Source organism: Mycolicibacterium canariasense, from assembly GCF_002101555.1.
GTDB classification, from domain to species: Bacteria; Actinomycetota; Actinomycetes; order Mycobacteriales; family Mycobacteriaceae; genus Mycobacterium; species Mycobacterium canariasense.
Genome location: NZ_LQOL01000020.1, coordinates 1 through 12,808, shown reverse-complemented (window position 1 = coordinate 12,808; position 12,808 = coordinate 1). Strand labels below are relative to the sequence as shown.

Sequence of the window (12,808 nt, the reverse complement as noted above, 5' to 3'; positions counted from 1 at the left end):
GGCCGGCGTCGTCGCGGCCGTATCTGGCCGGTTCCACCGACAACAATTTCATGAACCTGGTCCTCGGCTACAACGGTTTCGGCCGGGTGCTCGGGCACAACAACTACGGGTTCCAGCGTGGGCCACAGATCGGTGCGGCGGCCGGGCAGGCCGTCGGCCAACCACATCACGGCATGGGTGGCTGGGGCGACCAACAGCAGGGCCTGCCCCGGCTGTTCACCGGCGAATTCGGCTACGAGATCGGCTGGCTGCTGGTCGGTGCGCTGCTGGCGACGGTGCTGGTGCTGGCCTCCCGCGGTCGCGCCCCGCGCACCGACACCGTCCGGGCCGGCGCCATCCTGTTCGGCGGCTGGCTGTTGATCGACGGGTTGGTGCTGAGCTTCATGAAGACCAACGTGCATCCGTACTACTGCATGTCGCTAGCGCCGGCGGTGGCTGCGATGTTCGCCATCGGGACGCACGAGATGTGGCGCCGCCGCGACGGCTGGTTCGGTCGCGTCGGTCTGGCCGCCCTGCTGCTGGTCACCGGCGGTTGGAGCTGGTGGATCCTTGGGCGAAACGCGAGTTGGCTGCCCCCGCTGCGGTGGGTGATCGTCGCGGTGACCGTGGTGGCCACGCTCACGCTGCTGTGGGCGCTGGCATCGTCCCGGCGGGGACGGATCGCCGCGGTCGCGCTGACGGTGGCCGTGCTGGGCGGCCTCGCGGGTTCGGCGGCCTACTCGGTGGCCACCATCGGCCAACCGCACACCGGCGGGGGACCGTCGGTGGGTCCGGCTCAGGCCGGTGGCCGGCACGGCGGGTGGGGCCAGGACATCGACAACCCGCAACTGGACGCCATGCTCAAGCGCACCACGACGACGTGGTCGGCGGCGATCAACCGGTCCTCGGCGGCGTCGTCGCTCGAATTGTCGACGGGCACAGCGGTGATGGCGATCGGCGGATTCATCGGCAGCGACCCGGTGCCCACCCTGAGCCAATTCCAGGACGATGTGGCAGGCCATCGGATCACCTACTACATCCTGCCGGCTTCCAACGGCCACGGCGCTTTCGGTCGCAACGTGCACACCGACATCTCGGATTGGGTCAAAGCCCATTTCACGCCGGTCAAGGTCGGCACCGACACGGTGTACGACCTCACCGCACCGAAGGCCGGTGCGAACTCAGACCACGGGCAGTAGCAGGCGCGACGACGAGGCGACCGTGTTCAGGCTGCTGGTGCCCACGCTCGCGTGCCGGAAGTTCATGATCGCGGGCACGTCCGGATCCTGATCATCGCCGGCCAGCACCAGCTGGATACGGTGCCCCTTGCGGAAGCGCCGGGCGTTGGGTACCAACGGAATTCGATACTCGACGGGCTCGCCGATCGGGATCGCGACCGGTCGGCGGCAGGGTAGCACCGGGGCTCCGGGTGCGCTCGCGGCCGGGTCGACCTCACGCAGGCCGGCCCGCAACCAGCCGGCCGTCACATCGGTCACCTCGCCGTCGGGTGCCACATCCCGCAGGGTGGCCAGCCATGCCGCGTCGGCGGCGGTGGACGACGCGACGAGCCGCAGCTCGATCTCCCCGACGACATCCAGATCGGCCGACAACTCCGGAGATGTCCAGATGAGCATCGCCGGCGGGTCGAGTGCGCCGGCCTTGACCCGACCGGTCCCGGCGCCCAAGGTCATGTACGCCCTCGTCCCGGGCTGCCCTTCGTCGGCGCCGAGAACGCCGTCGGCGCGCAGCGCGAACTCGGTGGCTGTCGCTGCCGGCGGCCAGGACGTGCTGGTGTGCCATTTCGCGGGCTCGCCACCGGGGAGGGCGTACCGGACGCGGTCGCCGTCGAGGATCCCGGTGTCGCGACCCTTGAGCCAGTGGTCGTACCAGGCCAGCGCCTCGGTGTGCATGCTTTCCCACGGCCACGTCAAGCCGTACCGGTCGAGCATGCCCAGTTGCACGTTCGGGTTGTGCGCGAGCGCTTTCCACGTGATGAACGTCGAGGGCAGGTGCAGCGGCACGTTCTCCCAGTCACAGCCCAGATAGACCGGGATGTCGATATTGCCCAGCAGCGGCGTGAGATCCCGCTCGTCCCACCACTCGTCGCGCACGGGGTGGGTGACGAACACATCCAGCCAGAGGTCATCCCAGGGGTGCGGGTCGTGCGGCAGCTTGAGGAGCTGGTGCATCAGCGTCACCGCGGCCTCGCCGTTCATCGTGCCGAACTTGCGATGCAGCGGCGGAAGGTTGAGCACCTTGCGGGCAATCTGCAGCGGCAGGCTGCGCCAGAAGTCGTCGGTGCGGGCGGCGGTCAACCCCAGCATCGACAGGAACGGCGTGACGAAGGCCGAACTCACCAGGCCGTGGTGTGAGGCGGCCTCGAACAGGTCCGAGGTGACGGCCAGCGGGAAGATGGCCTTGAGGTGCGGAGGTCGTTCGACCGCGGCTTCCAGCTGGGTCATCGCGAAGTAGCTGATGCCGATCATTCCCACGTTGCCGTCACACCACGGTTGGGCCGCGGCCCATTCGACGAGGTCGTGCATATCCCGACGTTCCTGCCCGTCGAAGAAACCGAATTCGCCGCCCGATCCGCCCGTCCCGCGGACGTTGGCGATCACGTGTGCGTAACCGCGCGATACCCAGAACGGGGTGCTGCCGGCCTCGATGAAACCCATCGGTGCGCCGAGATCCTGGATCTGACGCGGGTAGGGCGACGCGGCGATCAGGGCGGGGAAGCGGCCGTCGCCATCGGGCCGGTGTACGTCGGCCAGCAGTGAAATGCCGTCGCGGACCGGCACGCCGACGTTGACGTCGTGCCGGATGCCGTACTGCGGCTCGCTGAGATTGCGGAACGTGCGGCCGGTGGTCTGCGGCCCGTTCAGGGGGGCTTTCAGGGGAGACATTGCCATAGTCTCACGGTACGTTGAAACTAGTCTCAACGCAACGTGAAAATATTGGTAGGGTGTCGCCATGGCGAAGAAGGCGGTGCCCGCGGGGCCGCGAGACGAACGCGGCGTCCTGCAGGCGCGCATCCTCACCGCTGCCCGCGATGCGTTCGCGGACACCGGATACGCCGGGACGACGATCCGGTCGGTGGCACGGGCGGCCGAGGTCGATCCGGCGCTGGTCTACCACTACTTCGGGTCCAAGGATCGGCTGCTGGACGCGGCCACGACACCGCCGCCGCGCTGGTTGGAGAATGTCGCCAAGACCTGGACGACACCGCTGCCCGACCTCGGCGCCGCGCTGTTGCGGCTGATGCTCGCTGCATGGGCCGACGACGAGATCGGACCGGTACTGCGCTCGGTGCTACAGACCGCGGCCCACGAGCAGAGCACCCGGGAAAAACTGCGCCGCGTGGTCGAAGGTCAGCTGATGGGGGTTGCACAGCTGGGTGCCGACGAGCACGATCGCCAGGTGCGCAGCGGCCTGGTGTCCTCGCAGATCATGGGCTTGGCGATGATGCGCTACATCTGGCAGATCGAGCCGGTGGCCACCATGACCGACGAGGAACTGGTCGCCGCCGTCGCGCCGAACCTCCAGCGTTATATCGAAGGGGATCTGTCCACGTAGACTGGACAGCCGGAGTTTGATCAGAAAGAGGGCGTACCTGCATGAGCGGCCATTCCAAGTGGGCCACCACGAAGCACAAGAAGGCGATCATCGACGCCCGCCGGGGCAAGAACTTCGCCAAGCTGATCAAGAACATCGAAGTGGCGGCCAGGACCGGTGGCGGTGACCCGGGCGGCAACCCGACCCTCTACGACGCCATCCAGAAGGCCAAGAAGTCCTCGGTCCCCAACGACAACATCGAGCGCGCGCGCAAGCGCGGCGCCGGTGAAGAGGCCGGCGGCGCCGACTGGCAGACCATCACCTACGAGGGCTACGGGCCCAACGGTGTCGCGGTACTGATCGAGTGTCTGACCGACAACAAGAATCGGGCCGCCGGTGAGGTCCGCGTGGCGATGACGCGCAACGGTGGCAACATGGCCGACCCGGGTTCGGTGGCGTACCTGTTCTCCCGCAAGGGCATCATCACCCTGGAGAAGAACGGCCTGTCCGAGGACGATGTGCTGGCTGCGGTGCTGGAAGCCGGTGCCGAGGAGATCAACGACCTGGGCGAGAGTTTCGAGATCATCTCCGAGCCCACCGACTTGGTCGCCGTGCGTACCGCGCTGCAGGACGCCGGGATCGATTACGAATCGGCCGAGGCGAGCTTCCAGCCGTCGGTCAGTGTGCAGGTGGACCTGGACGGCGCCCGCAAGGTGCTCAAACTGGTCGACGCGCTGGAGGACAGCGACGACGTGCAAGAGGTCTACACCAACGTCGACATCCCCGAAGATGTCGCCGCCGCCCTCGAAGAGGACTAGATCGCGGCGCTGATCGGCGTATCCCCACCGATCACCTCGAACGTGCGCCCGGCGGTGTCCGGCCGGTCCAGCACGGCAAGCAGCACGCCCGCGACATCGGCGCGGGGGATGGTGCCGCGTCCGGTCGACTCGGCGATGGTGACCTTCCCGGTGCCCGGCTCGTCGGTGAGCCCGCCCGGCCGCACAACGGTGGTGCGCAGGCCGGCCCGCGCCCGCACATTCGCGTCCGCCTCGGACTTGGCCCGGATATAGGCACCGAACACCTCGTCGTACTCCGCGTCCCGGCTGCGGTCGTCGGCGCCGATCGCCGACACCATGACATAACGCCGGACACCGGCGGCTTCGGCTGCGTCGGCGAGCAGCACCGCGGCGTCATGGTCGACGGTCTGTTTGCGCGCCGCGCCGCTGCCGGGCCCGGCGCCTGCGGCGAACACCACCGCGTCGGCGCCGCGCACCACCTCGGCGACTTGATCGACCGACGCCCGTTCCAGATCGAGCACGACCGGCACGGCGCCGGCGGCCTCCAGGTCGGCGGCGTGGGCGGGGTTGCGGATGATCCCGGTGACCGTGTCCCCGCGGGCGCTGAGCAGGCGTTCCAGCAGCAGGGCGATCTTGCCGTGTCCGCCGGCGATGACGATGTGCATGCCACCAGCGTGCCAGGATGTCTGCCATGGCTGTGGTCACGGATCCCAACGGCACGCAATGGTCGGTGCACCGGCGGTGGTGGCCGTTCCCGGACCTCAGCGATGTCGTCGACTTCGATTGGTTCACCTGGTTGCTCGCCGCGCCGTTCCTGCTGCTGTGGCCGTTCTGGCTGGAGGCCAAGGTTCTGGGCGCGCGGTGGCGCATCGTCATTCGGCGGGCAGGAGCGCAGCGACCCGGGGATAGGTTTCGACGCGGCGGGCAGGAAATGGAGACAGAGCTGGTGCGGGGCTGGCGGCGCTCGGGTGCCCGCATCGACGAGCACGTCTTGCGGCTGGCCCAGGGCTGGCGGTCCGGGCACTACGCGATCTGAGGCCCGCGTGTCCCTGCCGGGCGGTGACGGACCGGCCCGCTAGGCTAATCGAACACGTGTTCTGTCGGTGAAGGGGTTGGCGTGCGGGTAATGGGAGTCGATCCCGGGCTGACGCGCTGCGGTCTGTCGGTGATCGAGACCGGGCGCGGGCGCCATGTCATCGCCCTGGACGTCGACGTGGTGCGCACGCCCGCCGACACGCCGCTGCACCGGCGGTTGCTCACCATCAGCGACACCGTCGAGCACTGGATGGACACCCACCTTCCCGACGTCATCGCCATCGAGCGGGTGTTCGCCAACCAGAACGCCAACACCGCGATGGGCACCGCCCAGGCCGGCGGTGTCATCGCGCTGGCCGCGGCCAAGCGCGATATCGACGTGCACTTCCACACCCCCAGCGAGGTCAAGGCGGCGGTGACCGGCAACGGCAGGGCCGACAAGGCGCAGGTCACCACCATGGTGACGAAAATCCTTGCCCTGCAACAGAAACCGACACCTGCGGATGCCGCCGACGCGCTCGCGTTGGCCATCTGTCACTGCTGGCGTGCCCCGATGATCGCGCGGATGGCCGAGGCCGAGGCCAAGGCCGCCGAAGCCAAGCGCGCCTACCAGGCTCGGTTGAAGGCGGCCCGGGCGTGATCGCATCGGTACGCGGCGAGGTCATCGACATCGCGCTGGACCACGCCGTCATCGAAGCGGCCGGTGTCGGCTACAAGGTGATGGCCACCCCGTCCACGCTGGCGACGCTGCGCCGCGGCGAGGACGCCCGGCTGATCACCGCGATGATCGTCCGCGAGGACTCCATGACGTTGTACGGCTTCGTCGACGGCGAGGCCAGGGACCTGTTCACCACGCTGCTCGGCGTGTCCGGGGTGGGGCCCAAGATCGCGCTGGCCACCCTGGCGGTGTACGACGCGCAGGCGTTGCGCCAGGCGCTGGCCGACGGCGACGTCACCGCACTGACCCGAGTGCCCGGCATCGGCAAGCGTGGCGCCGAGCGCATGGTGCTCGAACTGCGCGACAAGATCGGCGCCGTCGCCGGAGCGGGTCCGGCCGCCGCCGGCGGGTTCGGAGTCCGTGGACCTGTCGTGGAAGCCCTTGTCGGGCTTGGCTTTCCGGCCAAACAGGCGGAGGAGGCCACCGACAAGGTGCTGGCCGGCGATCCGGAGGCCACCACCTCGGGTGCCCTGCGTGCCGCGCTGTCGATGCTGGGTAAGAAATGAGCCGGTTCGACGAGGACGCCGAACCCGAGGAGCGGGACGTCTCGCCCGCGCTGACCGTCGGTGAAGGCGATATCGACGCCAGTCTGCGGCCCCGTTCGCTGCAGGAGTTCATCGGCCAGCACCGGGTCCGCGAGCAGCTGCAGCTGGTCATCGAGGGTGCCAAGAATCGCGGCGGCACCCCGGATCACATCCTGTTGTCCGGTCCACCCGGCCTGGGCAAGACGTCGCTGGCGATGATCATCGCCGCCGAACTGGGTTCGGCGCTGCGCGTCACGTCGGGGCCCGCCCTGGAACGTGCGGGCGATCTGGCCGCGATGCTGTCCAATCTGGTCGAGGGCGATGTGCTGTTCATCGACGAGATCCACCGGATCGCCCGGCCCGCCGAGGAGATGCTCTATCTCGCGATGGAGGACTTCCGGGTGGACGTCGTGGTGGGCAAGGGCCCCGGCGCGACGTCGATCCCGCTGGACGTCGCCCCGTTCACGTTGGTGGGCGCCACCACTCGGTCCGGTGCGTTGACGGGGCCGCTGCGCGACCGGTTCGGGTTCACCGCGCACATGGACTTCTACGACCCCGCCGATCTGGAGCGCGTGCTCGCCCGCTCGGCCGGGATCCTCGGCATCGAACTGGGTGCCGAGGCCGGCGCCGAGGTGGCCCGGCGCTCCCGTGGCACACCCCGTATCGCCAACCGGCTGCTGCGCCGGGTGCGCGATTACGCCGAGGTGCGCGCCGACGGTGTCATCACCCGCGATATCGCCAAGGCCGCCCTGGAGGTCTACGACGTCGACGAACTCGGTCTGGACCGGCTGGACCGCGCCGTGTTGTCGGCGTTGACCCGCAGCTTCGGGGGCGGACCGGTCGGGGTGTCCACCCTGGCGGTCGCTGTCGGTGAGGAAGCCGCCACCGTGGAGGAGGTCTGCGAACCGTTCCTGGTGCGGGCCGGCATGATCGCCCGCACCCCGCGCGGCCGCGTCGCGACACCGCAGGCCTGGACACACCTCGGTCTGCAGCCCCCGGTCACCGGTTTGGGGCAGGCCGGGCTGTTTGAATAGAGCCATGCTGACCGCTGGTGTGATCGTCGCGGCCCTTGCCGCGCTGCTGCACGTGTACATCTTCGTGATGGAGTCGTTGACCTGGACGTCAGCCCGGACCCGGGCGACCTTCGGCCTCTCCGCCGAGGAGGCGGTCGCCACCAAGGAGCTCGCCTTCAACCAGGGGTTCTACAACCTGTTCCTGGCCATCGTGTCCGGCGTCGGCATCGCGGCGCTGCTGTCCGGCCATACCGCGGTCGGTGCGGCACTGATCTTCGCCGGCGTCGGATCGATGCTGGCGGCGGCCCTGGTGCTGCTGCTGTCGTCCCCGGACAAGGCCCGCGCCGCCATCACCCAGGGCGTGCTGCCACTGATCGCGGTGATCCTGGTGGCGGTGGCAGTGGCCTGACCCGCGGCGGCGGAGGCGGCTCGGATTGACCGGGCCGGGCAGCGGGTACCTCATGCCCAGGCATGAGGAGGAAACATGACTGAGAGCACTGCCACCACGGAGTCCGTGGTTCCGACCCGCACCGGGCGGTTGGCCATCCCGCGCAGCCGCGGCGCGGCAAGCGGATTATTGGTGATGATCTTGGGGGCGTGGGGTGCACTCGCGCCGTTCATCGGCCCCTACCTGCACTTCGCGTACACCCCGGACCAGGCCTGGACCTGGACCGGGGCCCGCGGCTGGCTGGAGGTGCTACCGGGCGCGGTGGCCGTCCTGGGCGGGCTGTTGCTGCTGATGTCGGGTAACCGCGCGACCGCCATGCTGGGCGGCTGGCTCGCGGTGGCCGCGGGCGCCTGGTTCGTGATCGGCAGATCGTTCACCGCCACCCTGGCGCTCGGCGATATCGGCGCTCCCGCGACCGGGCTGGACTCCCAGCAGGTGTTGCTGTTGGAACTGACGTTCTTCACCGGTCTCGGCACGCTCATCGCCGTGCTCGGCGGCATGGCCGTGGGCCGGCTCTCGGTGCGCAGTGTCCGGGACATGAGCTATGCGCGCCGGCCGTTGACCACGTCGGCGCAGGTGAGCGAACCGGCCGAGGCCAGGGAGACCACGCCGCGCCGCCGCGCGTTCTGGCACCGACACACACCGGTGCCGCACTAGCGTCAGCCGGTGTACACCATCACGTGCTTGATCCGGGTGTAATCCTCGAACCCGTACATCGACAGGTCCTTGCCGTGACCCGATGACTTGTAGCCACCGTGCGGCATCTCGGCCACCAGGGGGATGTGGGTGTTGATCCACACGCAACCGAAGTCCAGCGCGTTGGACATCCGGATGGCGCGCGACACGTCCTTGGTCCACACCGAGGACGCCAGTCCGTACTCGACGCCGTTGGCCCAGCCCAGGGCCTGCTCCTCGGACGTGAACGACTGCACGGTGATGACGGGGCCGAAGATCTCGTTCTGGATCATCCGGTCGTCCTGGCGCAGGCCGCCGACCACGGTCGGCTCGACATAGAAGCCGTTGTCACCCTGTCGTTTTCCGCCGGTTGCGACGGTGGCGTGGCCCGGCACGTCCTCGAAGAAATCGAGCACCCGCTGCATCTGGTTGGTGTTGTTCACCGGAGGTACCCAGGCGTCCTCGTCACCCGCCGGCCGGCCGAAGGTCGTGGTCGCCGCCCTGGCCTGCTCGGCCAGTGCGGCCGTCAGATCGGCGACGATCGATTCCGGTGCCAGCACCCGGGTGGCGGCCGTGCAGTCCTGTCCCGCGTTGAAATATCCCGCGGTGGCGATGCCTTCCGCGGCGGCGGCGATATCGGCGTCCTCGAAGACGATGACCGGCGCCTTGCCGCCCAGCTCGAGGTGGGTGCGCTTCAGGTGGCCGCCCGCGCTGACCGCGACCGCGCGACCGGCCGCCACCGATCCGGTGATCGACACCATCTCGGGTGTGGGATGCGCGACGACGGCCGCGCCGGTGACCCGGTCACCGGTGACGACGTTGAGCACGCCGGCGGGGAAGTGTCGGGCGGCGATCTCGGCCAACATCACCGTGGTCACCGGTGTGGTGTCACTGGGCTTGAGCACGACGGTGTTGCCCGCCGCGATAGCCGGGCAGAACTTCCAGATCGCCATCATCATCGGGTAGTTCCATGGCGCCACCTGGCCGATCACGCCGACCGGTTCCCGGCGGATCCACGACGTGTGGCCGGCCATGTACTCGCCCGCCGATTTACCCTCGAGAACCCGTGCCGCGCCGGCGAAGAACCGGATCTGGTCCAGCATCGGCGGGATCTCCTCGGCCGCCGTGACATGGTTGGGCTTACCGGTGTTGCGGCCCTCGGCCGCCACCAGTTCGTCGGCGTGGCGTTCGACGTCGTCGGCGAAATCCAGCAGCGCCTTCTGCCGCTGCGCCGGGGTGGTGCGTTTCCACTCCTTGAACGCCTGCGCGGCCGCCGTGTACGCCTTGTCGACATCGGCCTCGTTGGAGATCGGGGCGCTACCGTACTGCTCACCGGTGGAGGGATCGATGAGCGGCATGGTGGCCCCGCTGACCGAGTCGACCAGTTCGCCGCCGATGAAATTTCTGACGGTGGTCATCACGACGCCTTGAGGGCGGCGGCCAGGATGTCGAGCCCCTCGTTGAGCAGCTCGTCGGAGATGGCCAGCGGCGGCAGGAAGCGCAGCACGTTTCCGTAGGTGCCACAGGACAAGACGATCACGCCCTGGGCGTGGGCCGCCGCGCACAGCGCCTTGGTCAGGTCGGCGTCGGGTTCGGTGGTGCCCGGCTTGACCAGTTCGACGGCGATCATCGCGCCCCGGCCGCGGACGTCGCCGATGCGGTCGTCGTCGGCCTGCATGCGGCCGAGGCGTTCCTTCATCAGCTTCTCGATCTCGGCGGCGCGGGCCACCATGTTGTCCGACTCGATGGTCGCGATGGTGGCCAGCGCGGCCGCACAGGCCACCGGGTTGCCGCCGTAGGTGCCGCCCAGCCCGGAAACGTGCGGGGCGTCCATGATCTCGGCGCGGCCGGTGACCGCCGACAACGGCAGGCCGTCGGCGATGCCCTTGGCGGTGACGATCAGATCCGGTTCGATGCCCTCGTGTTCGCAGGCGAACATCTTGCCGGTACGGGCGAACCCGGTCTGCACCTCGTCGGCGATGAAGACGACGTCGTTCTTGCGGCACCAGTCCAGCAGCGTGGGCAGGAAGCCCTCGGCCGGGACGATGAAACCGCCCTCGCCCTGGATGGGTTCGATGATGACGGCGGCCAGATTGTCCGCGCCGACCTGTTTGTCGATCACGCTGATCGCCCGCTTGGCGGCCAATTCACCATCGGTCGCCAGTTCCTTGCCGAACTCCGCGTCGCGGAACGGATAGGACAGGGGAGCGCGGTACACCTCGGGGGCGAACGGGCCGAAGCCGTGCTTGTAGGGCATCGACTTGGCGGTCAGCGCCATGGTGAGGTTGGTGCGGCCGTGATACGCGTGGTCGAAGGAGACGACGGCCTGCTTACGGGTGTAGGACCGGGCGATCTTGATGGCATTCTCGACGGCTTCGGAGCCGGAGTTGAACAGCGCCGAACGCTTGTCGCCGGCGACCGGGGTCAGCCGGTTGAGCTGTTCGCAGACCGCGACGTACTCCTCGTAGGGAGTGACCATGAAGCACGTGTGGGTGAACCGTGCGGCCTGGGCGGCGACGGCCTCCACGACCCGGGGTGACGCGTTGCCGATGGTGGTCACCGCGATGCCCGAGCCGAGGTCGATGAGCCGGTTGCCGTCGATGTCCTCGACGATGCCGCCGGCGGCACGCGCGGCGTAGACGGGCATGGTGGTGCCGACACCGCGCGACACGGCGGCGGTCTTGCGCTCGATCAGCGCCGACGACTTGGGGCCGGGGATGGTGGTGGCGAGATGACGGGTCTGCTCGACGGCAGTCACAGTTGACTCCTGATCGGTGTGCACAGCGGGGATGACACGCGATCCGAGCCTAATCGGCTACCCACACACGCGGGTGAAAACAGCAGTTGAACGGCTGTCTACCTTCGAATCGAGTGCTACAGGGAGTATCTTGCCACGAGTTCCGTCGCCATGAGTGCAACCTGGGGACGGATCACCGGCCGCCGGGAACTCGCCGCTGGTTCCGGGGCGGATCGGCGGGCCATCACGGTGATGGCACACTGGTCTGCGACGAGGCACCGCGACCGAGTTCGCACCGCCATGCCCGCGTAACAACCACGAAAGACAGCCGTCCCATGGATCTGGTCGTATTCCTGCCGCTCATCATCATCATGGGCGCGTTCATGTTCTTTGCCTCGCGCCGCCAGAAGAAGGCCATGCAGGCCACCATCGACCTGCACGAATCGCTGCGGATCGGCGACCGGATCCACACCACCTCCGGCCTGCAGGGCACCATCACCGGCATCACCGACGACAACGTCGAGCTGGAGATCGCGCCCGGAGTCATCACCACGTGGATGAAGCTCGCGGTCCGCGACCGCATCGAGGACACCGCCGACGAGGACGACACCGATGACTCCGCCGATGACGATGAGGTGGGCTACGCCGACGAGCAGTCCGGCGCCGTGGAACTCACGGATCGTCCGGCGCCCAAGGCCGACGGCAACTGACCGCAACCGGTTCAGGCTCACCGCGTACCCTCCCGGTAACGCTCGTACCGTGTAGACCCCTTCCAAGGAGACCCAACAACCGTGGCATCGACTTCGGCGCCGGTGCATCCTGCCCGCTACCTGGCGCTCTTTCTGATCCTTCTGGTCGGCGTCTACCTTCTCGTCTTTCTCACCGGTGACAAGCAGGCAAAGCCCAAGCTGGGCATCGACCTGCAGGGTGGCACCCGCGTCACACTGACCGCGCGCACCCCGGATGGCTCCCGGCCGACCCGGGAAGCGCTGATGCAAGCGCAGGAGATCATCAGCTCCCGCGTCAACGGGCTCGGCGTGTCCGGATCCGAGGTCGTCATCGACGGGGACAACCTGGTCATCACCGTGCCGGGCAACGACGGCACCGAGGCCCGCAACCTCGGCCAGACCGCGCGCCTCTACATCCGCCCGGTGATCCACGCGATCCCCGCGCAGGGGCAGGGGCAGCAGCCGCCGCAAGGTGCCCCCGGTGCTCCACCGGGAGTGCCGCCCGGCTTGCCGCCGGGTGGACCGCCGCTGCTGGCACCCGCGGAGCCCGAGGCCCCGATCAAGCCGCCCACACCGCCCGGGGCACAAACCCCGGCCCCGCC

14 protein-coding genes and 1 pseudogene are annotated in these 12,808 nt (G+C 68.7%); 11 read left to right on the top strand and 4 right to left on the bottom strand.

The window, feature by feature from the left end; all coding sequences use genetic code 11:
* On the top strand, positions 1-1,178 hold a 1,178-nt coding region (locus AWB94_RS02735; protein ID WP_474630411.1), incomplete at its 5' end, for a mannosyltransferase YkcB-related protein.
* Here AWB94_RS02735 and AWB94_RS02730 read toward each other — a convergent pair.
* Positions 1,161-2,888 (bottom strand): CocE/NonD family hydrolase, encoded by a 1,728-nt coding sequence (locus AWB94_RS02730; RefSeq protein WP_201029613.1) that lies wholly within the window; start codon positions 2,886-2,888, stop codon positions 1,161-1,163. The two genes, AWB94_RS02735 and AWB94_RS02730, sit on opposite strands and share 18 nt — an antisense overlap.
* A gap of 61 nt (positions 2,889-2,949) precedes the next feature.
* Here AWB94_RS02730 and AWB94_RS02725 point away from each other — a divergent pair, with 61 nt between their 5' ends.
* Positions 2,950-3,552: a TetR/AcrR family transcriptional regulator gene (locus tag AWB94_RS02725; RefSeq protein ID WP_062659305.1), complete on the top strand. Its 603-nt coding sequence runs from the start codon at positions 2,950-2,952 to the stop codon at positions 3,550-3,552.
* Positions 3,553-3,593: 41 nt separating this feature from the next.
* A complete protein-coding gene (locus tag AWB94_RS02720) occupies positions 3,594-4,349 on the top strand; it encodes a YebC/PmpR family DNA-binding transcriptional regulator (RefSeq protein WP_062659304.1) in 756 nt (251 codons plus the stop codon).
* Here AWB94_RS02720 and AWB94_RS02715 read toward each other — a convergent pair.
* Positions 4,346-4,993 (bottom strand): NAD(P)H-binding protein, encoded by a 648-nt coding sequence (locus AWB94_RS02715; RefSeq protein WP_062659303.1) that lies wholly within the window; start codon positions 4,991-4,993, stop codon positions 4,346-4,348. The genes AWB94_RS02720 and AWB94_RS02715 overlap by 4 nt on opposite strands.
* Before the next feature lie 26 nt (positions 4,994-5,019).
* Between AWB94_RS02715 and AWB94_RS02710 the strand changes: the two genes are divergently transcribed.
* The 6 genes from AWB94_RS02710 (at position 5,020) to AWB94_RS02685 (ending at position 8,723) form a co-directional block, all read left to right on the top strand.
* The gene (locus tag AWB94_RS02710) at positions 5,020-5,364 is read left to right on the top strand and encodes a hypothetical protein (RefSeq protein ID WP_062659302.1); all 345 of its coding nucleotides are present in this window, start codon (positions 5,020-5,022) and stop codon (positions 5,362-5,364) included.
* 81 nt (positions 5,365-5,445) lie between these two features.
* On the top strand, positions 5,446-6,003 hold the full coding sequence (gene ruvC, locus AWB94_RS02705) for a crossover junction endodeoxyribonuclease RuvC (protein ID WP_084395458.1): 558 nt from the start codon (positions 5,446-5,448) through the stop codon (positions 6,001-6,003).
* Complete coding sequence (gene ruvA / locus AWB94_RS02700) at positions 6,000-6,587, top strand: Holliday junction branch migration protein RuvA (RefSeq protein WP_062659300.1); 588 nt, start codon at positions 6,000-6,002, stop codon at positions 6,585-6,587. Before ruvC ends, ruvA begins: the two co-directional genes overlap by 4 nt.
* Complete coding sequence (ruvB, locus tag AWB94_RS02695; RefSeq protein WP_062659299.1) at positions 6,584-7,639, top strand: Holliday junction branch migration DNA helicase RuvB; 1,056 nt, start codon at positions 6,584-6,586, stop codon at positions 7,637-7,639. The genes ruvA and ruvB overlap by 4 nt, the downstream gene beginning before the upstream one ends.
* Before the next feature lie 4 nt (positions 7,640-7,643).
* On the top strand, positions 7,644-8,027 hold the full coding sequence (locus tag AWB94_RS02690; RefSeq protein WP_062659298.1) for a DUF1304 domain-containing protein: 384 nt from the start codon (positions 7,644-7,646) through the stop codon (positions 8,025-8,027).
* A gap of 75 nt (positions 8,028-8,102) precedes the next feature.
* Positions 8,103-8,723 (top strand): hypothetical protein, encoded by a 621-nt coding sequence (locus AWB94_RS02685; protein ID WP_062659297.1) that lies wholly within the window; start codon positions 8,103-8,105, stop codon positions 8,721-8,723.
* 2 nt (positions 8,724-8,725) lie between these two features.
* Here the strand turns inward: AWB94_RS02685 and AWB94_RS02680 are convergent, their stop codons facing one another.
* A complete protein-coding gene (locus AWB94_RS02680; protein WP_062659296.1) occupies positions 8,726-10,159 on the bottom strand; it encodes a gamma-aminobutyraldehyde dehydrogenase in 1,434 nt (477 codons plus the stop codon).
* Positions 10,159-11,499, bottom strand: coding sequence for a 4-aminobutyrate--2-oxoglutarate transaminase (gene gabT, locus AWB94_RS02675; protein WP_062659368.1), 1,341 nt, complete (start codon positions 11,497-11,499; stop codon positions 10,159-10,161). Before gabT ends, AWB94_RS02680 begins: the two co-directional genes overlap by 1 nt.
* Positions 11,500-11,813: 314 nt before the next feature.
* On the opposite strand from gabT, the gene yajC reads away from it, so the two are divergent.
* Together yajC and AWB94_RS02665 are read left to right on the top strand one after the other, a co-directional pair.
* Complete coding sequence (yajC, locus tag AWB94_RS02670) at positions 11,814-12,188, top strand: preprotein translocase subunit YajC (RefSeq protein WP_062659295.1); 375 nt, start codon at positions 11,814-11,816, stop codon at positions 12,186-12,188.
* A gap of 81 nt (positions 12,189-12,269) precedes the next feature.
* A pseudogene (locus AWB94_RS02665) lies at positions 12,270-12,808 on the top strand (protein translocase subunit SecD); the annotation flags it as partial.